Origin of the sequence: Vreelandella salicampi (genome assembly GCF_013415105.1) — a bacterium.
Lineage (GTDB): Bacteria > Pseudomonadota > Gammaproteobacteria > Pseudomonadales > Halomonadaceae > Vreelandella > Vreelandella salicampi.
In genome coordinates this window covers 94,580-114,624 of record NZ_JACCDF010000006.1, presented here as the reverse complement: position 1 = coordinate 114,624, position 20,045 = coordinate 94,580, and the positions used below count along the sequence as shown (strand labels likewise).

The following is a 20,045-nucleotide window of genomic DNA, read 5'->3' as shown; positions in this document are numbered from 1 at the left end:
GGGCGCGGAGGGTTCCCTAACCCCTCTTTCACTTAACTAAAAAGGCTATCCTACCTATGTTCGCGTTAACATACGCCCAGCACCGCCGCTGTCTCTTCATGATGGTGGCGTTTCATATCGCTATTATTGCAGCGAGTAACTACCTGGTTCAGCTACCGTTTACACTTTTTGGTTGGCATACCACCTGGGGGGCCTTCAGCTTTCCGTTTATATTCTTGGCCACTGATTTAACCGTGCGGCTGTTTGGTAAAGAGCCTGCCCGTGCCATCATCTTGCGCGTCATGCTGCCTGCGTTGATTATCTCTTATGTTATTTCCGTGGTGTTTCCCCGCGGCGAGTATGCAGGGTTAGCAGGGCTAGGTGAGTGGAACTTATTTGTTGCACGCATTGCCGTTGCCAGCTTTTTGGCCTATGTGCTGGGGCAGCTATTAGATGTACAAGTGTTTGACCGGCTGCGTCAGTGGGCCTGGTGGGTGGCTCCGGTTTGCTCAACTATAGTAGGTAATTTTGCCGATACGCTCGCGTTTTTTTCGGTGGCTTTTTATCAGAGCCCTGACCCCTTTATGGCGGCAAACTGGTTTGAGATCGCGTTGGTGGATTACGTGATTAAGCTGGCGATTAGTTTGTTGTTTTTCTTGCCTTTATATGGCGTCCTATTGGCATGGTTAACACGCCGGTTGGTGGTTTGGACAGGGCATCACGACGCAGAACCTAGCGTCGCCTAGAATGAAAGAAGCCCTGCAACGAAACAGAATTTTGTCGCAAAGATGCCGGGAGGTTTTATGCCTAACGCTTCACCTGTTGAACTGAATTGTCTTGATACAGGGCCTCTCGATATGGGCCCAGCCGAGGCGAGTGATGCGCTACCGTTGGTGGTTATTCACGGTTTGCTGGGCAGTGCGGATAACTGGCGCTCGCACCTAAAAGCGTGGCAGCCGCATCGCCGCGTGATTGCTGTAGATTTGCGTAATCACGGGCGCTCGCCGCATGCAGAGGGAATGGCTTACTCGACGATGAGCGACGATGTGCTGGCGCTGTTGGATCGGCTGGGAGTGGAAAAAGCGCATATCCTTGGCCATTCCATGGGTGGCAAAGTGGCCATTAGCTTGGCGCGGTTAGCGCCCAAGCGGGTCGCTTCGCTGATCGTAGCGGATATCGCGCCAGTGGCGTATTCGCATGGGCATGATGATGTGTTTGCCGCTCTAAAAGAGGTGGAGCGTGGTTTCCCTAAAAATCGCCGCGAAGCGGATGACTTGCTGGGCCAGCACGTCGATCATCGCCCCACACGACTGTTTTTGGCCACTAATCTTGAGCGTCGCGAGAGCGAAAAAGGGAGTGCGCTGGCACTACGCATAGGTTTGGACGCTATCATGGCTGGTTATGATGATGTGATTGGTGAGCCGGCAGGTGACACGTCCTATGAAGGCCCAACGCTAGTGCTGCGCGGCGCGGATTCCGTTTATGTAAGTGATGACATGCTGCCCGCGCTACGCGAAATGCTGCCCCAGGCGCGCATGGTGACATTGAAAAACGCCGGCCATTGGCTCCATGCCGATCAGCCCGAGGCATTTCAGAAAGCGGTTGAAGCATTTTTAGCGTCGCAGCCAAAAAGCCTTTAGATGGTAATCACACTGGTGCAGGGAGCGTCATAATCTCTAACGCGTGCGCCGAAGGATCGCGTAAAAAGCGGTTGAGAATGCGATAGGCATCCAAGTCAAAAGCCGCGTCGGTTGTCGTTAACTTGGCGGCGGCCGTTTCGCTCTTTGCTGTGCCTAAATAGCGCCACTGATACACAACGTGGTACGCGACCCGCCTACGTTGCGGGTTGTGCTCTTTGATCGCAATGCTTCCCGACCACGGCCAGCCGCTGACCTGTAGCTGCGTTAAGGCGTTTTTTGCCCGTTTGGTATGCGTATCCAGTGATTCTTGCCCGCAACACGCCCCGCGGCACTTGCCAAGCTGATGGGCAAAACAACGTCCTTGCCCCCTTTCTAGGCCTAACACCTGTGGACACAGCTGTTCCTTTTCAGCGATGTTTCGTAGCGTGCTTTTTGCATCGCGAGCCGAGCGAAAAAGACCATATAGGTTGCCGTTTACAAGCTCCATGGCGCTGTCGTTGAGTAAAGTAGGTTGGGTGGCCTCTTCTGGCCAATGCCAAGCGGTAAGCCGGCGCTGCTTGCGCAATCGGCGATTCATAATCGGCATTAAGGTTTTGACTAGCTGCGCTTCGCGCAGTTGCGCGCCGAGATCGCCTGTCGTTTCTTCCCACTCAATATGTTGAACTTGCTGGGCGAGGCGCATCTCTTTGTCGTCTTGGTGGTCGCGTTGAAAATGCCCCAGCACTCGGTTACGCAGATTTATGCTTTTTCCCACGTAAAGGGGCAGCTGATTATGCCCATAAAAGAGATAAACCCCCGGTGCTTTGGGCAACTGCTCTAACAGTTCCGGATCAAGATGCGCGGGCAGACTGCGGTAGCGCTTTTCTGTGGCGAGTAGTGCTTCCCATTCAGCGGCTGAGTGCTGCGCTTGCCAGGTTTTCCATAGCGACCAGAGGGCTTCAACGTCATCACCCGCACGGTGGTGGCGGATGGCCGAAATACCATGGCGGGCAAGTAATGCTGGAAGGTTGTGTTGGCGCTCTTGTGGTGCAATGCGCCGCGAAAGACGCAATGTGCATAAAAGCAGTGAGCGGCAATCAAAACCAGCGCGTTTAAACTCATTGCGTAAGAAGCTGAAATCAAACCGTGCATTGTGGGCGACAAGTGGTGCGTCGCCCAGCCACTCGTAAAGGGAGTGCGCGATATCAGCAAAGCGCGGCGCATCGCTGAGCATAGCGTCATTGATCCCGGTGAGCTGGGTGATATTGAAGGGGACTCGCTCGTCAGGATAAATGAGGCTCGTCCACCGGTCGACGATATCGCCATCAAGGACCTTTAGCGCTGCGATTTCGGTGATGCGGTCGCGTGTTGCTCGCGTGCCGGTGGTTTCGACATCGACAAAAATCAGGGTAGGGGCGGTCATATCAGCGGTTATGCGGGTCGATAGCTAATTGTTCAACCTTTAATGGTGCATCGCTAATACCACGTTGGTACAAAAATGCCTCAAAGGCTCTGTAGCGGCGGGTATCTAGTGCGGCTGGGCTTAGGGCAGTGCGCCGTAGCAAATCCTGCCAGGCGTTGGCGTTAATGCTGTTATCGAGTACCGGATAAGCGTCGATTAAAGTCTCCCAAGCAAGGCTAGGGTTATCGATCATCCAGTGCGTGGCGTCTTCCAGTGCAATGACAAAGCTCACCCAGGTATCGGTGCGCTTATTTAGCGATTGGCTATTGGCCATGATGATCAGGCCATCGTGGCGTGGGATGGATAGGGCTTCATAAGGAATGACCTTGGCTTCCATGCCTTCGGTCGCTAGCTGGGCGGGGAGAGTGTGATAAAAACCATCAGCCACCACCTGAACTTGCTGTTCAGTAAGTGCGCGCGCCGCATCAAAATGTAAGCTTTCTGGGGTAAGCGCTTCATCGCTTTGGCGCATAGCGCTGGGCACTAACCCGGGGATAACCAATTTTTCGCCCTCTCGAGTGGTGTAGCCAAAATGAAGTGTGCTAATTGCTTCTAGCTCTTCCTGAGCAGGATCATTGCTTGCGTGTTCTGTCGTCGTGATGACGGCGTTCAGAGGCGTTTCAATCAAGGTGGCAATACGGGTCAGTGTCGCCCCTTGGTGTGCGCTCAAGTGAAGAAGGCTCTGGCGCCCGAGTGCGAGGTCGACTTCTCCGGCTGCAAGTAACTTAGTCGGCAGGGAGGGATCGCCGGGAGATTGCCATTGCACGTCTAAGCCTTGCCGCTGAAAAAGGCCCCGCTCCTTAGCCAGTAAGATGGGGGCATGCTGAGGGCTCAAAAACCAATCTAACATTACATTGACGGTTTCAAGTGGAGGTGTCGCCAGCGGCTCCGGCGGTGCTATGACTGTAGTCGGGACATCATGTGCACCTTCTTCAATCTGCCAGAGGCTGTCGGGTAGTTGGACATCCGATTCTAGCGAGAGTGTCTCTTGAGCGTGGGTTGCTGCTACTAGCGTAACAGACAGCGCAGCCATAAAGGCCAGCACGATAAAAGCGAGTACGGTGCGCAAAAAGCATCGTAGCATGATGAATACTCCTAAGATTATCGTATGAAGTGTATCCGGATCGCAAATAGGCTGGCTAGCTTCGTTATCAACGTATTGTCTCAATATGCTTCAGTAAAATAGCTCTTGGCGTGTAATAATGGCGGAGTATTGAGGCTAAGACGGGGAATCATGGACGCACTGTATACCTTCTTTTTGCTCGGCGGTTTGTTGATGACGCTGAGTATTTTAGCCAGTCGATTATCGTCACTCATGGGCGTACCGCTGCTATTGATCTTTCTTGGCTTGGGGATGCTCGCCGGGGAAGAAGGGATTCTCGGTATCGAGTTTGATGACTACTCCATGGCGTTTGTCATCGGTCACCTCGCGTTGGCTATGATTCTTCTTGATGGTGGTTTGCGCACGCGGTTAAAAACGTTCCGCGTCGGGTTTAAGCCGGCGCTAACTTTGGCCACGTTTGGCGTATTTCTCACCAGCGCGATTGTCGGGGTGATTGCGACATGGATGTTTGACCTGACCATAGTGCAGGGACTCCTGGTAGGCGCCATTGTGGGGTCTACTGACGCAGCGGCCGTTTTCTCAATGCTTAGCGGTCGCGGGGTGAATTTAAACGAGCGCGTAGGCGCGACGCTGGAAATCGAATCGGGTACCAACGACCCGATGGCAATTTTCCTCACCCTAATGTTGGTAGAGCTCTTAGTGGGTGAGATTGGCGGTTGGCAAGAAACGCTGCTATTTTTTATTTCCCAGTTTGGTATTGGTCTCGCGGTAGGGATTGGCGGAGGCTGGGTCAGCGCTAAACTGCTGCGCTGGTTAGATTTGGCGCCAGGGCTTTATTCCATGTTGGCGCTTGCCTTGGGGTTCGGCGTTTTTGGCCTGACAAGCGTGCTAGGGGGCAGCGGCTTCTTAGCCATCTACCTAGCCGGTTTGATGATTGGCAACCAGCCAGGGCGGCATTTGAACTTTATTTTGCCGGTACACGATGGTCTGGCATGGCTCAGCCAAATTGGTTTGTTCTTGGTGCTTGGACTTTTGGTAACCCCAAGCGAGCTATGGGACGTCGCGTTACCCGCTTCTGTAGTCGCGCTGGCGCTAATTTTTTTAGCCCGTCCGCTTGCGGTATTAATCACGATCAAGCCGTTTTTTAAGTTCCGCTGGCGCGAAACGCTTTTTATTGCCTGGGTCGGGTTACGTGGGGCAGTGCCGATCGTGTTGGCGATTTTTCCCGTCATTGGCGGAGTGGAAAACGCTTCACTTTATTTCAATATCGCCTTTGCCGTCGTTTTGATGTCGCTTTTGATACAAGGCGGATCGCTTGCCTGGATGGCTCACTGGATGCGGGTGGAAGTGCCTAAGGGTACTACCCCCAATCGACGTGGGCCGCTTGGCATTTTGCCTGAAAACGACTTTGAGATGTTCGTGTATGTGGTGGAAAACCAAGACCTTGAGGATGTGCCCATTCGGCTTTTGCGCTTCCCGTCTGGCGCGCTGATTTCCGCGCTATTTCGTAACCATGTCATGTTGCATCCTAAAGGCAGTACGCGGCTTAAGCTGGGTGATGTTATCTGTGTCATTGGCCGTACCGAAGATCTCCCTGGGTTAAATCGCTTATTCAACGGAGATGCTAAGCTTAAGCACGAACGCGCATTTTTTGGCACCTTTACCCTGGATGGCAGTGCGCGAATGCAGGATATTGCTCAGGCTTACGGTTTAACGCTGAGCCCCGGGGAGCAAGATATGACGTTGGCGGAGTTTATCGCTTTGCGTGTGGGCGGCCACCCGGTAGTCGGGGATGACGTCGATTGGCACGGTATTCATTGGGTCGTAAGCGATATGGAAGGCGGTAAAATCACCCGTATTGGCCTGCGTCTGTATTAGCTTAGATAAGTGAGTTGGCAGCACTTTGATGCGACGTGATGCACGGATTTTAGCCAGCCTTTGGGGCTTGGTATGTGAGGTTAAAGGGAGCTGTATAATGGTAACCGTTCCCGGCGTTATACTTTTCCCGGTTTTTGCACTGCCCAAAAACAAAAAAGGGGAATCAGCTAAATAGCTGATTCCCCTCTATATTCTGGCGGAGGGACAGTCCGCCAACGGCATAATAAAAACAGTAACTTATAGGCATTTTTTGAAACTACCCAACATCCTACCCTACATAAAAACAGGTGGTTGGCTGCGCTTTGATGCGACGTGATGCACGGGTTTTGATGCCTTTTTGAATGACGGAAAGGGAATCACACCAGCCGGAACGCTGGCGCGGTCTCCGGTCCCAGGTTTGAGAGTGTCTTTAAGACACTCGCTCCATTTCAAATGGAAGAAGTCCAACTCGCTTACGCGCGCGGGCGGTCGGGGTGCCCGGTGCTTTTTTCGGCAGTTACCAATAAAAGCGCGGTTTTTTGGCGGTTCGTGGCCGCCGATTGCCCGGGATTTGTCACGCGGTGGTTCTGCTTGCGCTGCCATACGCCAGGCGAGTTTAATTTTCTTATTTCGCGGGTATAAAAATCTGACTGAGGCGGCGGTCTCCGGTAACGGTGTGCTGTAAGGATTCGACCACCCCCTACCCACCAGGCGGATCGTTTCCGATTGCCAAGCGGCCACCAGCGCCAGCATGACGGGCTTTGCGATGAAACCGGAATCGGAACCGGGCCTCGCTTCTTTTGCCCGTGTATGGCCTGAGTTCGGGCCTCTGCGCCCCCGTAGCGGGGGTGCAGGCCAGGAGTACCTTTTTTCGCTGGCGCGGTTGTTCTAGTTGGTGCTTTAAGGTTGCCAGTTCTAGGCTTCAGCCCAGCGGCGGCGCAGGTTGGCGGCTTGTGCGCGGCGATAAATCACAACAACAACCACTGCCCAGAAAATCCTCGTATATAGCCCGCTTTTGCGCCTCTATGGCCCCGTACAGCCCTTAACGCTGCTCAGGAGAACCTAGGCGTTTAGCGCTGGCGCTTCGGTCGCATCGGCAGCGTCCAGTGTGGTGGTGATCGGTGCCGACGCGACGGGCGGCCATTTCGTCACCTTCGGCACCTTAAAACCGCTCAACCATGCGGGTTTAGGGCGGGTGGTGCTGACGATCCATAAAGGCCCGAAAAATTGCCGTAAACCGCGCTCTGCGCTCCCCGTGGCCCGGTGTTTGGTGCTTAGAGGTACCTTGGCTTTTCACCAGCGCGGTCGTTCGATCGGCCCAGCCGTGCGGCCCGGCTCCACGTCACCCAGCGCTTCATCAGCGAGCGCATCGAGGCGGCGCTCTATCCGCTCCACGCCTGCCACGTCACCACGCTGAAACGCCCACGACAAACGGCGCTCTAGGCGCTGGCGCTGTTGCTCAAGGCGGTCATCTCGGTAGGCACTGCCATCGCGGGTGGTGTGCTTGAGTGCGTCATTAGCGTACTGGCGAGCGTTGCGTGATCGGCGCATGGTATCCCCCGGTGGGTGACGGTTTGGGTGGTCTGGTCGAATATACAGCGCCAGCTACCAGACACAAAAAGGCCCAGCGGGTGCCGGGCCTGTGGTGGTCGTGCGCCGTGTCTAGTGGATCGGCGTCACGTCGCTGTCGTTGATGGTGTTCTGCATACCGCGCTGCGCTGCCAGCATGGCCAGTTCATCCTCGGTGGTGCCCAGCGCTTTGGCCAGGTCGTCCACCAGGTAAACGCGGTTGCCTTGGCTATCCACGCCTTTGGGCTTGAGGTCGGGAAAGCAGCTGCGCATGCCTTCGGCTAGCTTCTCCTGAATCGCCAGGCGCAGGTAGGCCGGGTGCTGTTCGTCATAGGCGGCCTGAATCATCGTATCAGGATCGGGGCACGCATCAGCGAAGCGGCGGCGCTCAGCGCGGTCGATGTTGTCGAGGATCGTCACCAGGTGCCCGGGTAGCGGATCGCTCAGGGCGCTGGGGGGCATGCTCAGCCGGTGGGCGGCCCATGCTTGCGGCGGTGATAGGTGGCCTAGGCTGGCGCCGGTCTCGGCGGCGTGTGCCAGTGCAGTGGTGGTGATCTTGGTCTTGGTCTTGGTCTTGGTCTTGGTCATGGTGGTGATCTCCTTATCTGATTTCATGCTTCCAAAGCGTGCGCGCGGGCAGTCGCGGCGTCGTGGATTTGCTGCCACTGCGCTGGCGTCGCTCGAGGTCGGCACCAGTTGGCAATCTCATTTAGGCGGTTGGCATCCTCAGCGCCAGCCACACCAGCCAATGCTCTCTCTAGGTCGATACCGTCCTGCTCAGCCAGGCGGCCCGGCTGTTCGCCTGCCTCCCCGGCGTCATCATCCGACTGTGCCAGGCCCACGATAGCGGCGGCGGCATAGCGTCGGCAGTAGGTCGCGGCGGTGCCGATACCATGCGGCGATTGACGTGGCACGGGCATCGCCAGGCGAGACTCGAGCCATTGCCCGGTGGCGTGTAGCAGGCGCGTGGTCACGGCGACTTCTCCCCCTGAGTGTTCGATCGACTGCACCAGCGCCAGCCCGTGCTTAGCCAGCGGTTGCCGGATCGCGCCCATGACAGCGTGAAGCGTGGCGTACCCTTGGCCTAGGTGCTGATTGAAACCGTCCTTCGCCGCGTCTTGCATCTCGGCTTGGGCCTTGGCCAGCGCGCCAGCCAGTTCGTTGATCTCAGGTGAGGTTTGCATGGGTATCTCCTTCATCATCGTTCAGCAGCGCCAGGTTTGGCCATACGGCTTTAGCGGCGGCGAGCGCTTGTGGATCGCTCAGCACACGGCGGCATTGGGTACGTGCGACATCGCGTGTCGGTGCGGTGTGAAACAGATCATCGAGCACGGCGGCCATCTCGGCAGCGGCGGCGCGGGTCAGGTTGCGCATGACGGTACGCGCCAGCGGCTCCACTTCCTTGAGGTCGTGGCCTACATGGCGCAGCGCTGCCAGCATCGTCTCCACCTCCTGACGGGTGGCGTATTTTTCTGAAAAAGCCCCGTGTACCTCCCCCCCTAAACCTACTAAAGGTCTTTTCGGGGTTTTCGGGGGGTGGTTGCTGGCGCTTTTCTGATTTTCACCAAAAGCATCTTGTGCCTTACCTACAGAACCTACAGAAGGGCTTTCGTAGGTTTTGTAGGGTAGGTGGCCTACGCTTTTCTGATTTTTTTCTTCGGGTAGTGTGGCGGTATCGCTGCCGCCGGTTGCTTGTACGCGATGTAACCAACGGCCCATTATTCGCCCTCCTGCTCTGGCAGATAATCCAGGTGCCAGTAGTAGTTGATGCTTGGCCTACCTAGCGTTGGCGTCTCCACTTCGGTCAGGTAGCCATGCTCTACCAGCAAGCTCAGCGCGTCTTGCACAGCCTCCGAGGTATCCAGGCCAGACCATCCACGTTGCTGTACCTGCTTGGCCTTGAACGTCGATGGCAGCTTGTGGCGGCGCTTGAGTATCAGCTTGGCGCCTTCCACGTCTCGGTTAAGCGCGGCGCTGTACAGCCGCTCAGCGTGGCTGCGCAGCAATTCCGCCCAATCGAGCGCGCGGGCGGTGGCGGTGGCGCCTACCGCGCCTTGATCGCCGTCGATCACAGCAAACAGCAGCGCCAAACTCCCAACTGTTTTGGGCATCTTGAGAAGGTGTTCTGCCAGCAGCGGGGGCAGTTCATCGGATCGGCACTCGAGGTTGATCTCAGTGGCCCATTCCACAAACAGCGCTTGAGCCTCCGGGGTGAAGTGCCAACTTGGCGGGTTGCCTTCTTCGTCGGCGTCGAGTTCCAGGGCGTGCAAGCGATAGAACGCTTGGCGATAGTGCTCCTTAGCGTCGGGGTCGGGGGTGCGGTCAATCCATTCCCAATGACGGATCGCATCAGGCCAGACAGCCAACTGAAACCGCTGTATCAGGCCATCGTTGGCGGTGCCCTTGGTGGCGCTGCGCACGATAGGCGCCAGCTTGCTGGGTTGGATACCGCCCACGATGTTGAGCGCACACCGTTCAATAGCCACCGTTCCCCGGCCTATACGGTCGTAGGTGAAGCGGCCATCGCCGTTGAAGGCTTCGAGGTAAAAGGCGCGGTCGCTGGCGTACTCCTCTTGCTGCATCTTGGCGAGCCATCCAGCCAACTCATCCCGCAATATGGTGAGGTGGTACTCTGCCGCGTTCATCAGTTCCCCGGCCTTTTCGACGGTCGCATCGTTGATCGTCAGGCGCAGCGGTGCCGGGGGCGGTGTGGCTTCTTCAACCGACTCGAGCGCGGCGCGGGCGGCGTCCATATCGCCTTTGGCGGCAAAGCCCTTTGCTTTCTTCTTGGCTTCGGCGCGCGCCAGCTCCTCCAACTCCTGATCGGTTTCATAGCGCCGGGCGGCTTCTTCATGCTGGCGCCGGGCCTCGGCTTCAATGGCGTCGATGGGAAAGCGCATCGCCTTGAGCGCCGGGCTTTTCATCGCGCTCGGGCCTCCCACCAGGGCAGCCCATAACGTCGCCACAATCTCCCAATCATCGTACTGTTTGGGCTTCAACCGCACCTTATGGCCCACCAGCCCAGCGAGCAGCGCCAGCGACGTAACAGCGCAGTATTCGGGCGGGCATTGCAGCCGGTGAGCGGTATCCATGATGTAGGCGCGGATCGGCGCGGGCAGCATCTCCGGTTCAAAGGCGTCCACCTTGCTGAGGCTATCGGGTAGCGGCTTAGGCTTGGGCGCCTCTCGGGTCGGTTCGCCACGCTCCCCGGCTTGGACGCTTCCCGGGTACATCTCCACGCCCATGGGTGTTTGCTCTACGGTGGCATACGTCATGCAACACGCTCCTTACGGCACAAGGCCACGTCCGCAAAGTCCGTACAGCGCGCACAGCCGGGGCAGAACGTCGGCATCAGCACCTTGGCGCCAATAGCGAGCGCAGCCAACCGGGCCTTGGTGGCGCCGGGGTTGCCTTCGGTGAAGCGGTCATCATCGGCGGCGATGGTGATGGTCACGTCATCCGGTAAGCGCTGGCGCAGGCGGCGTGCGACCGGCTCGAGGTTATCGGCGTTGCGAGCGACGACGACCGGCACGCCCATCGCCTCGTGGAGCGCGGCGGCGGTGGCCCAGCCCTCGGCTACCAGTACGCGGTCCGCACTAGCGAGGCTTCCCACCAGGCTGGCCACGCCTTTGGCACGTCCACCAAACAGCGCCTTTTTGGCTCCGTGCGGGTAAATGCGCTCAAGGTTGACCAGCTCCCCGTCATGGAACAACGGCACCAGCAGCATGGTGTCTCGCTGTCGTAGCCCATAGGGCGCCAGGCGCTTCTTGGTGAGGTACGGGTGGTTGGGATCGGCAGCGCCAGCAGCAGCCCACCAGCGGCGGGCCTGCTCAGCGGTGCGTGCTTGTTGCGCGCGGCGCTCGGCTTCGCGCTGTTCGCGGGCGCGTTGATACGCCAGCCGGGTCTCGGCAGCGGCGGCGGGGTCGGCTTTCCCACCGGTGGTGATGGTGTGCTGCTCGCCGGTGTGCCAGAAGCCATAAACAGCCACTTCCAGCGTGGGGCAGACGTACCAGCCGTTGCGGTTGCCCTTGGGCTTGTCGGCACTATCAAAGCGGTGAATGCCACCATCCGCGCGGATCGCCAGGCCGGTGATACCGTGGGCGGCGAGCGCATCGCTTAGGGCGTGCTCGATGGTGCTATACTCAGCGCCAGCAACGGATGCTGCCCCAACGTCTGCCCGGCCTCCCAGCCGGGCTTTTTCTTGCGTGCTAGGCGTCACCATGCCCACCTCCTGCGCACTGTTCCTCGATCCATTCCGCCGATGAAACCGCGCGCTCGGCCAATTTCTCGATTGCCATCTCGATACAGCCGCGTTGGTAGTTGTTGACGGGTGGCTCGCCTTCGCAATCGTCTTGCACGCCTGCGTTAATCAGGATTTGCGCCAGGCCAGTGATCGCCGCGTTACAGTCAACGATAGCGGTGGCGTGAGTGCCGAGAATGATGGAATCCGCCATTCGCTTAGGGCGCGGTTGCTGGGGCGCGGTGTGGGCGGGCGGTCCTGCCATGGTGCCGACGATCTCGTTATTGATAACAACATCGTGCTGTTCACCAGGCTCAGGCACGGCATTACCGCCAATGCGGTCGATACGGTCGGCTAGGTGGCGAAGATGCTCAGCGGTTTCCCAAACATCAGCGGCGTGAAGGGTGAGGTTGATGGTGGTGTTCATGCCTGCACCTCCTGACGCTTTGCAGCGGCGAGGCGGGCATCCAGTGCTTTGGCTTGGTTTTGGTGGTGGTTGTAACGGTTAAGGCGGGTGCGAGCGCTCGAGTCAGCAAACAGTGCTGCCTTGGCCATTGCTCTGTGAGCAGCGGCGCGGCCTTCGAGGCTGCGGAGAATGAGGGTATTTAGGTGAGACATGGGTGTGACTCCGTTTGATGTGGAGCCATCCCCGACTGTCGCCAAACAGTGCTTGGGGGTGGCTGTACGCGGGTTGGCGAACCGGCTCAAACGTAAACCGGCAGACCTTGCGGTCTCCCACGCACAGCCACCATATACGCGAATAGTGGGCGCAAAAAAAGCGCCTTTATCGCGGTGGGCGCTAGTGCGCCGTTTGAAGTTCGGGTCGCCAAACCCGGCTGACGATTTTGCGCCAGCCCGTTTAGCGTAAACGCAGGGCGTCGCATAGGCAAGCATTAGGAAACCTCCTTCTGGGATTGCTCCCAGGCTTCGAGGTCTGCCAGTGCCCAGCGGGTGACGTTGGCGCCTAGCTTGATCGGCTTCGGGAAGTCGCCTTGATGTGCCCAGCGGTAAGGGGTGGCGCGGTGTACGCCATAGCGGTGGGATACCTGCTCAGCGCTTAAAAACTCATTGCCGGGCTTCGGGGTGGTTTGGGGTGTCGCTTTGGCTGCCATGGTGTGATGCTCCGTTGTCGCGGGTGACGTGGAGCATCTTGGCGAGGTGATGGGGTGGTGTATTTGTCAGTTTTCGTCTGTTTTTGACCAGGGCGGCGGATGTGACTTTTCAAGCTCATCCATTTGCTTATTCAGCCTTGCAAGCTCCTCTTGCATGCCAGGAGCATAGTAAGCTCGCTTGACCACGGATGCAGACATTCCATATGGCGCGCCAGCAAGCTCGAATAATGCTTCCCCAATGGGATAGCGTTTAGAGTCTTGGCGGTGTTTATTAAATACGGTCAGCACCGCTGAAAATCTTTTTTGTGCCTTCCTGTCCACTTCACGCTTGCTGTTCAGTTTAAGTCCGAAGTCTTGTCCTAAGTATTCAACCTCTTTCCTTAAATACGCTTCTGCGGCATGGCCTAAAAGCTCAGTGTGTAGTGTTTCCGGTGGATGTAGACCGTGTGAGTAACAGTCAGTCATGTTGGTGATGGCGGCTATTAAATGGCCTAAGTCCTCTCCATGCTCCTCAACAAGTTTGATTGTCCTGCGCTCTCTTTCGTTTCTTATGCTGCAAACATCGTATATTGCTCGCATGATATTGGCGTAAGGCTTGATGCTTTTTCTCTGGCGTCCGCATACGTACTGAAAAACAACACGGGCAGCGTCTTCTCTTGGTGAAGTATATGGCCCGTCAAGTATCCATGGTGCAGGCGCAAAAGGTGCATCAGGCTGGCGCTCATAACTTCGTTTTCTTGGGGTGAAGATAAAAAACGCATATTTGCTTTGTTGCAGGTGTCTCCCCAATCGCTCGAGCACTGCATCCAGGTCGTCTTGAATAGCCTTCAGTTCATCATCCATCGCTGGCCACCTCCCCACGGATCGGCGCTACATTGCTGGCGCCAGCCGGTGCCGGTGTGGTGATGAAGGCGGCCCATTGATCCATGACACGCGCACGCTTGGCGTACAGATCGCCACGACGATAGGCGGCTTCGGTGCTGCTTTTGATGGTGTGCGCCAGCGCGGCCTCGGCTACCTCGTGCGGGGTGCCGGTGCGCTCTGCCATCCAGTCCCGGAACGTGGAGCGGAAACCGTGAACGGTGGCCCGGTGATCCTCGCCCATGCGGCGGAGTAGGGCAGTCATGGCCGCATCGGATAGTGCTTTACCTTGGGGGCTTTGGAATACGCGCTCTCGGTCTTGAGGCTGTGCCTTGAGCAAGGTCAGGGCTGGCGCGGATAACGGCACGCGGTGCTCTTTGCCTGCCTTCATGCGCTCAGCCGGGATAATCCAGATGGCGTTGTCGAGGTCGATCTCTGCCCAGGTGGCGCCACGGCTCTCGCCGGAACGGCAGCCGGTCAGGATCGTGAAGGCCAGGCACTTGGCCGCGTCGCCTGTGCGCTTCTCTAGCGCCTGCCAAAAGCTCGGCATGGCGTCGATCGGCATGGCGCGGTGGTGCTCCACTTTAGCCACCTTGCTGGGGGCGGGTAGCACGGTGTCGAGGTTGCCTTTCCAGCGCGCCGGGTTGTCGCCTTGGCGGTGCCCGTGAACCGTTGCCCAGTTCAGTACGGCTTCAATACGTTGGCGAACGCGAGTGGCGGTCTCGGTCTTGGTCTGCCAGATCGGTTCAAGCGCCTGCTTGACGTGAACCATCTCAATGTCGGAAACGGCCATTTCCCCAAGTTTGGGGTAAGCGTAGGTTTCGAGCGTGGCCGCCCACTGCTTGCCGTGTTTGACGTTGCGCGCCTCTGCCTGCTTGATCTTGACCACCTCGGCAGCGGCATCAGCGAAGGTCATGCGCGCCAGCTCAGCCGCGCGGCGTGATTGGTCGGCAGCTTTGCGCTCGGTGATCGGGTCAATGCCTGCATCCAGCTTTTCATGTACCAGCCGGGCTTTATCGCGTGCTTGTGCCAGTGATACGCCGGGGTAGCTCCCCAGCCCCATATCACGGCGAACCTTATAAGGCTTACCTGATCGTGCCAGCCGCGTCTCGCCGGTTGCATAACGCAGAACCCAGGAGCGAGCGCCGGTCTTGGTCACTTGCAGATGAAGGCCAGGAACCTCGCCCACGGCATGAAAGCCAGGGTGCGTTAGGCGCTTCACTTCCAGCGCGGTTAAAGGCTTCGATTGTCTTGGCATAATGGAATCCCAACTCTCTACCCAACATCCTACCCAACATCCTACCCAACATAGATATTGCGCTTGCTTGCGCTTCGATGCAACAGCACGCAACAGCGTTTAGCGGGTAAATGCCTGATTTCAGGGAGTTAAGACGAAAAAAAGCCCGCTCGAGGCGGGCTTCTTCAGGGTGTCTTGGCGGAGGGACAGGGATTCGAACCCTGGAAGGGCTATTAACCCTTGCCGGTTTTCAAGACCGGTGCATTCAACCGCTCTGCCATCCCTCCGACTTGGTTGCGTATACTACCAGCTTTCCCTTAGAAGTCAACGCTCTTAAGAGAATAGTCGCTCATTAGCAGCACTAGCTGCCGAGCCGCTGAATACCCATCCAGAGAAGGCGCAGTGATAAAAGCGTTAATACCCATTTGAAAAGGGCATCAAACCGATACTCTGAAAGGTAGTGCAGCAAACGAACCCCTATCCACGTGCCGATAAAGCCGAAAGCGATCATAGCGGAGAGTAATCCGAGCCAGTCGTGAAAGACAAAGCCGGCAAAGCCAAAGACGAACACCTTTGTTAGGTGTTGTAGTGACATACAGGCGGAAAACGTCGCTACTTTGTTTAAACGGTTGGTTTGGCCTTGCTTGATAAAAGCGGAAACCATCGGTCCGCTGGCTCCAACAAAACTGGATAATAACGTGGTAATGGCGCCGGCTACGACGGTGCCGGTAGCACCTAAAGCGTGTTTGGGTAGCGGTGGCCCCCAGCAGGAGTAAAGCACAAAGGCAGCAATAAAAAATTCAAGCATACCGGCGGGCAAACGTATGAGTAGCCAAATAGCGGCCAAGGCACCAAGCACAACGCCGGGTAGAAAAGCCGCAATGGTTCGGCGGTCAATATGCTGCCAAGTTAAAGCTGCTCGGCCAGCGTTGGAGCCAAGCTGTACCACGCCATGGATAGGAATAATGACCGTTGCCGGCATGACTTGAGCCATCGCCATGATCATTAAAAGCCCACCCCCCACGCCAACGGCGGCGGTGAAAGCCGACGTTAGCGCGGAGATAATGATCAGTAATGCATTAATACCGCCAGAAAGTGGGGACAGTGTCTCAAACAGTGTGGTCATTGGCGCAGCCAATCGTAAAAGGTTAGGGCGCTATATTATCATTAAGCCAGTCTGAGAAAGTCTCCCATGAACGCTTGTCAGCGGTTTCATGATAGCGATCACTGCCAAATACACTAAATGCGTGCGGGGCGTTTGCGTAAATGCCAATCTCGTATTCAGTCGCTGCTGCTTCTAATTTCCCGGCAAGCGTTGCCACATCGTTAAGGCTTACGATGCTATCGGCGCCGCCGTGCGCGATAAAAATAGGAGCGGAGTCGGCCTCATACTGCTGACCTTCTGGGGTGTCTAACCCACCATGAAAGCTGGCATAACCGACGATGTTGTCAGCTGTGCCAGCGCGGGCCATTTCCAGCGTTACTGCACCGCCAAAGCAGTAGCCAAGAAGTACGCTGTTGTTGTCTGCTCCCTGCGCTCTAGCGGCCTCAATGCCCGCCTGGGTGAGCTGGCGCATGCGTTCTCTATCTTGATAAAGGCGGTTAGTAGCCGCTTGTTTATCCTCTACGGCTTTGGGGCGGTTATCGGCGCCAAATATATCCAAGGCAAAGGCGTCATAGCCTTGCTTAGCGAGCATATCAGCTCTTTGGCGTTCATAATCATCCAACCCATCCCAGTCATGAATGATGATCACACTGCCTTTTGAGGTGCCCTGTGCCACAACAAAATAGCCTTCAAAGGTTTCATCGTTTTTTGTATAGCGAATGTCTTCACCTTCAGGGGTGAAAGCAAAAGCAGGTGCGGTGGCGAGCAGTAACGAGGTGATGATCAGCGTTTTCTTTATGGCAACCATAATCAATCCAATTAGTAGGTTAGGGAGTGGGTCACGATTTGCATTCCTGCTACAAGCATAGCGTAGGCGAAATTAGCTTGCGTGGAATGGTGAGGCTTGCGTTGGGAACTTGAGAACGGCATGCTTGTCAGTTGTTGTTAACGCGTTTTTTTAGGGAGCAAGTCGCATGGCTTACAACGACTCACGTGTTTCGCGTTCAGCGCCTGCTGGACAAAGTGGTTATTCAAATAGCATCAGCACGAATAAAGTGCTGCGCAACACCTATGCCTTGCTTGCCATGACCCTGCTGTTCTCAGCAGTAACCGCGGGTGGAGCAATGGCGCTAGGTATTGAGCGTATGAATATATTCGTGTTCTTTATCGGCGCTTACGGTCTCATGTTTTTGGTGCATAAAACGGCGAATTCAGCAATGGGTTTGCTTGCGACGTTCGCGTTCACCGGCTTTATGGGATTTACCCTAGGCCCGATGCTATCTGCCTATCTTGCCCTGCCTAATGGTGCTTCGCTGATCATGACGGCATTGGCGATGACAGGTGTGACCTTTTTTGGCCTTTCGGCGGTGGCCTTGATCACTAAGAAAGATTTTGGTTTCCTGGCCAACTTCCTCGTGGCTGGTGCGATTGTGCTAATTCTAGCCATGGTTGCTGGCTTAATCTTTAACATTGCGGCGCTGTCACTAATGGTGTCGGCTGGCTTTGTGCTGTTTGCCTCTGCAGCCATTTTGTACCAAACCAGCGAAATCATTCATCGCGCTGGCGAAACCAACTATATCTTGGCTACCGTTACGCTGTATGTCTCTATCTATAACCTGTTTGTCAGCTTGCTTTCATTGCTAGGTATTATGAGTAGCGACTAATACGTATAAGTTAGCAAGTTTAAGCTTGACAAGCCCTATCGAAAGGTAGGGCTTGTTTTGTTTTAAAAGGAGAGGGCGGTATGCGATATGCGTTGCTGGTCATGGGGGCGCCTTATGTCAGCCAAGCGCCGTATTCGGCGCTGCGATTTGCGCATGCAGTGATCGGTCAAGGGTATGATCTTGAGAGCGTTTTTTTCTACCATGAAGGGGTACATAATGCCTCGTCACTGGTTACACCAGCGCAAGATGCCATGTGCCTGCGCAGTGCCTGGAAAGCATTGCATCAGCAATACGGGGTTAACCTAGATGTGTGTATCGCTGCGGCCCTACAGCGAGGTTTGGTTGACTCAGCGGAAGCTAAGCGCCATAGATACTCAGCCTATAACGTTGAGCCTCCCTTTGAGCTAACAGGTCTTGGGCAGCTGATTGCGCTCCAGCAACGTTGTGATCGTTTAATAACATTCGCCCCTTAATGGAAGCGAGGTATGAGCCAAAAAGATACGTTACTGGTAGTCATTAGGCAGGCACCGCAAAGCGGGCTCTGGTTACGTGAAGCACTAGATGCTGCCATGGTAGGCGCCGCATTTGGTAAAACGGTCAGTCTTTTATTCATGGGACAGGGTGTTTTGGCATTGCTGCCAGGTCAGGCGCAAAAGCCGGGGGTAGAAAAACCGCTGCTTCCCACGCGGGAAACGTTGGCTATGTACGATATTCAGCATTTATGCGTAGCGGCGGCCGACCTTTATGCGCTTAACGTAAAAGCCGATAGCCTAGTGGAAGGAATAACGCTGCTAGATGAGGAACAAATTCGTGGCTGCTTTGCCGATGCTGCGAATATCCTTAATTTTTAAGGGAGAGTTCAAGTGCTGCTACATATCGTTAACCGAGCGCCACAGTTTGGTGAGACGGCCTCTCAGGCACTGCGCGCGATGGGGCCAGAAGATCAACTCGTGTTGATTGAAGACGCTGTCGTAGCAGTGTTAGATCAAGCGTGGCAGGGGTGGGCGTTAGCCCCAGAGCGAATTTTTGTCATGGAAGAAGATCTCCAGGCGCGCGGGATACTCGCCTTAGCCGCACCGCAGCAGAGAGTGGATGTGAATACCTTCGTAAAGTTATCGGCAAAGTGTCAGCGGACTATTTCATGGCATTAAAAATATACCGTTATCTTAGATAGAAAATCACAAAAAACTAGAATTCGTAGTCATCAACCAAGTTCATTCTGACGCTACGCTTAATCTTTGAATTAAGGATGAATGGCTAAACAAATGGCACGGAATCCGTGCCCCTTTATTGTGATTATGGGACAGATTCAAACGGTTGCCCTAGAAGCGCTTTGATATGTGCTTCAACCCCGCTGGCAAGCGTTGTGAGGTTATAACCCCCTTCCAGAACAGAGACCACGCGGTTATCTGCATAAAGTGTCGCAATTTCCATCGCCATGTGCGTTACCCAGTAGAAATCTTCATCTTCTAGACATACATCTGCCATCGGATCTTCGCGATGGGCATCAAAACCCGCAGAGAGCATGACGAGATCAGGTTTAAAAGCATGTAGGGCGGGTAGCCAGTGATTTTCTACAATTCGACGGAATTCGTCGCTTTGTGTGCCCACTTCAAGCGGCGTATTCACTACGTTTTGCCACTCGCTACGCAGGTAGCGCCACGGGTAGAAGGGGTATTGAAAGCTGCTACAGATAAGGTAGTTCGGGTCGTTCTTAAAAATATCGATAGTACCGTTACACTGATGTACATCGAAATCCAGAATAGCGATGCGCCGCGCCCCATATTTTTCACGTGCATAGGCAGCACCAACCGCTATATTGTTATAAAAGCAAAACCCCATCGCATCGGAGGCTTCCGCATGATGCCCCGGTGGCCTTACCGCGCAAAATACGTTATCTGCTTGGCGCCGAAAGACTTGATCAACCCCACGCAATACGGCCCCTGCCGACATCCGAGCTGCTTTTAAACTATCAGGATTCATCATTGTGTCGCTATCAAGCGTCACAATCCCTTCGGTGGGAACGCATTTCTCCAACGCCTTAAGGTGGCGAATGGGGTGGACGCGGGCCAAGTCTTCATCAGTGGCCTCCTTGGCATCCCCCTGCATGGTTTGCTGAAGAAGACCGGATAGCGATAGTCGTGCGCTAATCGCCTCTAAGCGCTTCGGGCTTTCCGGATGTTCAGGCCCCATATGATGCAAAGAGCAGTGAGGGTGGGTAAGGTAGGCAGTAATCATTCAAACGCTCCATTATGAATATAGGCACCATAATCGCGT

Annotated in this window: 23 protein-coding genes and 1 tRNA gene; 7 read left to right on the top strand and 17 right to left on the bottom strand. The window is 55.7% G+C overall.

Features of this window, described 5'->3' with window-relative positions; translation table 11 throughout:
* Positions 1–56: 56 nt before the first annotated feature.
* Together HZS81_RS08665 and HZS81_RS08660 are read left to right on the top strand one after the other, a co-directional pair.
* Positions 57–725, top strand: coding sequence for a 7-cyano-7-deazaguanine/7-aminomethyl-7-deazaguanine transporter (locus HZS81_RS08665; RefSeq protein WP_179930157.1), 669 nt, complete (start codon positions 57–59; stop codon positions 723–725).
* A gap of 57 nt (positions 726–782) precedes the next feature.
* The gene (locus HZS81_RS08660) at positions 783–1,619 is read left to right on the top strand and encodes an alpha/beta fold hydrolase (RefSeq protein WP_179930156.1); all 837 of its coding nucleotides are present in this window, start codon (positions 783–785) and stop codon (positions 1,617–1,619) included.
* 7 nt (positions 1,620–1,626) lie between these two features.
* Here HZS81_RS08660 and HZS81_RS08655 read toward each other — a convergent pair whose 3' ends face one another.
* Together HZS81_RS08655 and HZS81_RS08650 are read right to left on the bottom strand one after the other, a co-directional pair.
* Complete coding sequence (locus HZS81_RS08655) at positions 1,627–3,021, bottom strand: 3'-5' exonuclease family protein (protein WP_179930155.1); 1,395 nt, start codon at positions 3,019–3,021, stop codon at positions 1,627–1,629.
* Between the two features lies 1 nt (position 3,022).
* Positions 3,023–4,144, bottom strand: coding sequence for an ABC transporter substrate-binding protein (locus HZS81_RS08650; protein WP_179930154.1), 1,122 nt, complete (start codon positions 4,142–4,144; stop codon positions 3,023–3,025).
* Positions 4,145–4,294: 150 nt separating this feature from the next.
* Here HZS81_RS08650 and HZS81_RS08645 point away from each other — a divergent pair, with 150 nt between their 5' ends.
* Positions 4,295–6,001 carry a potassium/proton antiporter gene (locus tag HZS81_RS08645; RefSeq protein ID WP_179930153.1) on the top strand — a complete coding sequence of 569 codons (1,707 nt, stop codon included), beginning with the start codon at positions 4,295–4,297 and terminating at the stop codon, positions 5,999–6,001.
* Positions 6,002–7,273: 1,272 nt separating this feature from the next.
* On the opposite strand, the gene HZS81_RS08640 is transcribed toward HZS81_RS08645, so the two are convergent.
* The 14 genes from HZS81_RS08640 to HZS81_RS08575 form a co-directional block, all read right to left on the bottom strand.
* Positions 7,274–7,531, bottom strand: coding sequence for a hypothetical protein (locus tag HZS81_RS08640; protein ID WP_179930152.1), 258 nt, complete (start codon positions 7,529–7,531; stop codon positions 7,274–7,276).
* Between the two features lie 111 nt (positions 7,532–7,642).
* Positions 7,643–8,137: a hypothetical protein gene (locus HZS81_RS08635; protein WP_179930151.1), complete on the bottom strand. Its 495-nt coding sequence runs from the start codon at positions 8,135–8,137 to the stop codon at positions 7,643–7,645.
* 23 nt (positions 8,138–8,160) lie between these two features.
* Entirely contained in the window at positions 8,161–8,733 is a 573-nt protein-coding gene (locus HZS81_RS08630; RefSeq protein WP_179930150.1) for an ERF family protein, read from the bottom strand.
* Positions 8,717–9,268, bottom strand: a complete 552-nt coding sequence (locus HZS81_RS08625; protein ID WP_179930149.1) for a hypothetical protein — start codon at positions 9,266–9,268, stop codon at positions 8,717–8,719. Before HZS81_RS08625 ends, HZS81_RS08630 begins: the two co-directional genes overlap by 17 nt.
* A complete protein-coding gene (locus HZS81_RS08620; protein ID WP_179930148.1) occupies positions 9,268–10,824 on the bottom strand; it encodes a YfjI family protein in 1,557 nt (518 codons plus the stop codon). The genes HZS81_RS08625 and HZS81_RS08620 overlap by 1 nt, the downstream gene beginning before the upstream one ends.
* Positions 10,821–11,771, bottom strand: coding sequence for a toprim domain-containing protein (locus HZS81_RS08615; protein ID WP_179930147.1), 951 nt, complete (start codon positions 11,769–11,771; stop codon positions 10,821–10,823). The genes HZS81_RS08620 and HZS81_RS08615 overlap by 4 nt, the downstream gene beginning before the upstream one ends.
* Positions 11,758–12,216 carry a hypothetical protein gene (locus tag HZS81_RS08610; protein ID WP_179930146.1) on the bottom strand — a complete coding sequence of 153 codons (459 nt, stop codon included), beginning with the start codon at positions 12,214–12,216 and terminating at the stop codon, positions 11,758–11,760. Before HZS81_RS08610 ends, HZS81_RS08615 begins: the two co-directional genes overlap by 14 nt.
* Positions 12,213–12,407 (bottom strand): hypothetical protein, encoded by a 195-nt coding sequence (locus HZS81_RS08605; protein ID WP_179930145.1) that lies wholly within the window; start codon positions 12,405–12,407, stop codon positions 12,213–12,215. The genes HZS81_RS08610 and HZS81_RS08605 overlap by 4 nt, the downstream gene beginning before the upstream one ends.
* A gap of 275 nt (positions 12,408–12,682) precedes the next feature.
* Positions 12,683–12,901 carry a helix-turn-helix transcriptional regulator gene (locus HZS81_RS08600; protein ID WP_179930144.1) on the bottom strand — a complete coding sequence of 73 codons (219 nt, stop codon included), beginning with the start codon at positions 12,899–12,901 and terminating at the stop codon, positions 12,683–12,685.
* A gap of 66 nt (positions 12,902–12,967) precedes the next feature.
* Complete coding sequence (locus HZS81_RS08595) at positions 12,968–13,744, bottom strand: hypothetical protein (RefSeq protein WP_179930143.1); 777 nt, start codon at positions 13,742–13,744, stop codon at positions 12,968–12,970.
* Positions 13,737–15,020, bottom strand: coding sequence for a tyrosine-type recombinase/integrase (locus tag HZS81_RS08590; RefSeq protein WP_179930142.1), 1,284 nt, complete (start codon positions 15,018–15,020; stop codon positions 13,737–13,739). Before HZS81_RS08590 ends, HZS81_RS08595 begins: the two co-directional genes overlap by 8 nt.
* Before the next feature lie 175 nt (positions 15,021–15,195).
* Positions 15,196–15,286 (bottom strand) — tRNA-Ser (locus HZS81_RS08585).
* Positions 15,287–15,360: 74 nt separating this feature from the next.
* A complete protein-coding gene (locus HZS81_RS08580) occupies positions 15,361–16,125 on the bottom strand; it encodes a sulfite exporter TauE/SafE family protein (protein WP_179930141.1) in 765 nt (254 codons plus the stop codon).
* A 22-nt stretch (positions 16,126–16,147) separates the two neighbouring features.
* Positions 16,148–16,912: a dienelactone hydrolase family protein gene (locus HZS81_RS08575; RefSeq protein WP_179930140.1), complete on the bottom strand. Its 765-nt coding sequence runs from the start codon at positions 16,910–16,912 to the stop codon at positions 16,148–16,150.
* Between the two features lie 166 nt (positions 16,913–17,078).
* Between HZS81_RS08575 and HZS81_RS08570 the strand changes: the two genes are divergently transcribed.
* The 4 genes from HZS81_RS08570 (at position 17,079) to tusB (ending at position 18,919) form a co-directional block, all read left to right on the top strand.
* Positions 17,079–17,768: a Bax inhibitor-1/YccA family protein gene (locus HZS81_RS08570; protein WP_179930139.1), complete on the top strand. Its 690-nt coding sequence runs from the start codon at positions 17,079–17,081 to the stop codon at positions 17,766–17,768.
* 80 nt (positions 17,769–17,848) lie between these two features.
* Positions 17,849–18,241 carry a sulfurtransferase complex subunit TusD gene (tusD, locus tag HZS81_RS08565; protein WP_179930138.1) on the top strand — a complete coding sequence of 131 codons (393 nt, stop codon included), beginning with the start codon at positions 17,849–17,851 and terminating at the stop codon, positions 18,239–18,241.
* A gap of 12 nt (positions 18,242–18,253) precedes the next feature.
* Entirely contained in the window at positions 18,254–18,619 is a 366-nt protein-coding gene (locus HZS81_RS08560; protein ID WP_179930137.1) for a DsrE family protein, read from the top strand.
* Between the two features lie 12 nt (positions 18,620–18,631).
* The gene (gene tusB, locus HZS81_RS08555) at positions 18,632–18,919 is read left to right on the top strand and encodes a sulfurtransferase complex subunit TusB (protein ID WP_179930136.1); all 288 of its coding nucleotides are present in this window, start codon (positions 18,632–18,634) and stop codon (positions 18,917–18,919) included.
* 145 nt (positions 18,920–19,064) lie between these two features.
* Here the strand turns inward: tusB and HZS81_RS08550 are convergent, their stop codons facing one another.
* A complete protein-coding gene (locus tag HZS81_RS08550) occupies positions 19,065–20,006 on the bottom strand; it encodes a histone deacetylase family protein (RefSeq protein ID WP_179930135.1) in 942 nt (313 codons plus the stop codon).
* Positions 20,007–20,045: the final 39 nt, after the last annotated feature.

Bases quoted from the DNA above. Each gene is read 5' to 3' on its own strand.
- HZS81_RS08660 (WP_179930156.1), top strand. From the start codon at position 783: ATGCCTAACGCTTCACCTGTTGAACTGAATTGTCTTGATACAGGGCCT.
- HZS81_RS08665 (WP_179930157.1), top strand. From the start codon at position 57: ATGTTCGCGTTAACATACGCCCAGCACCGCCGCTGTCTCTTCATGATG.
- HZS81_RS08625 (WP_179930149.1), bottom strand. From the start codon at position 9,268: ATGGGCCGTTGGTTACATCGCGTACAAGCAACCGGCGGCAGCGATACC.
- HZS81_RS08655 (WP_179930155.1), bottom strand. From the start codon at position 3,021: ATGACCGCCCCTACCCTGATTTTTGTCGATGTCGAAACCACCGGCACG.
- HZS81_RS08550 (WP_179930135.1), bottom strand. From the start codon at position 20,006: ATGATTACTGCCTACCTTACCCACCCTCACTGCTCTTTGCATCATATG.
- HZS81_RS08595 (WP_179930143.1), bottom strand. From the start codon at position 13,744: ATGGATGATGAACTGAAGGCTATTCAAGACGACCTGGATGCAGTGCTC.
- HZS81_RS08645 (WP_179930153.1), top strand. From the start codon at position 4,295: ATGGACGCACTGTATACCTTCTTTTTGCTCGGCGGTTTGTTGATGACG.
- HZS81_RS08640 (WP_179930152.1), bottom strand. From the start codon at position 7,531: ATGCGCCGATCACGCAACGCTCGCCAGTACGCTAATGACGCACTCAAG.
- HZS81_RS08570 (WP_179930139.1), top strand. From the start codon at position 17,079: ATGGCTTACAACGACTCACGTGTTTCGCGTTCAGCGCCTGCTGGACAA.
- HZS81_RS08605 (WP_179930145.1), bottom strand. From the start codon at position 12,407: ATGTCTCACCTAAATACCCTCATTCTCCGCAGCCTCGAAGGCCGCGCC.
- HZS81_RS08590 (WP_179930142.1), bottom strand. From the start codon at position 15,020: ATGCCAAGACAATCGAAGCCTTTAACCGCGCTGGAAGTGAAGCGCCTA.
- HZS81_RS08650 (WP_179930154.1), bottom strand. From the start codon at position 4,144: ATGCTACGATGCTTTTTGCGCACCGTACTCGCTTTTATCGTGCTGGCC.
- HZS81_RS08630 (WP_179930150.1), bottom strand. From the start codon at position 8,733: ATGCAAACCTCACCTGAGATCAACGAACTGGCTGGCGCGCTGGCCAAG.
- tusD (WP_179930138.1), top strand. From the start codon at position 17,849: ATGCGATATGCGTTGCTGGTCATGGGGGCGCCTTATGTCAGCCAAGCG.
- HZS81_RS08575 (WP_179930140.1), bottom strand. From the start codon at position 16,912: ATGGTTGCCATAAAGAAAACGCTGATCATCACCTCGTTACTGCTCGCC.
- HZS81_RS08610 (WP_179930146.1), bottom strand. From the start codon at position 12,216: ATGAACACCACCATCAACCTCACCCTTCACGCCGCTGATGTTTGGGAA.
- HZS81_RS08635 (WP_179930151.1), bottom strand. From the start codon at position 8,137: ATGACCAAGACCAAGACCAAGACCAAGACCAAGATCACCACCACTGCA.
- HZS81_RS08580 (WP_179930141.1), bottom strand. From the start codon at position 16,125: ATGACCACACTGTTTGAGACACTGTCCCCACTTTCTGGCGGTATTAAT.
- HZS81_RS08560 (WP_179930137.1), top strand. From the start codon at position 18,254: ATGAGCCAAAAAGATACGTTACTGGTAGTCATTAGGCAGGCACCGCAA.
- HZS81_RS08620 (WP_179930148.1), bottom strand. From the start codon at position 10,824: ATGACGTATGCCACCGTAGAGCAAACACCCATGGGCGTGGAGATGTAC.
- HZS81_RS08615 (WP_179930147.1), bottom strand. From the start codon at position 11,771: ATGGTGACGCCTAGCACGCAAGAAAAAGCCCGGCTGGGAGGCCGGGCA.
- HZS81_RS08600 (WP_179930144.1), bottom strand. From the start codon at position 12,901: ATGGCAGCCAAAGCGACACCCCAAACCACCCCGAAGCCCGGCAATGAG.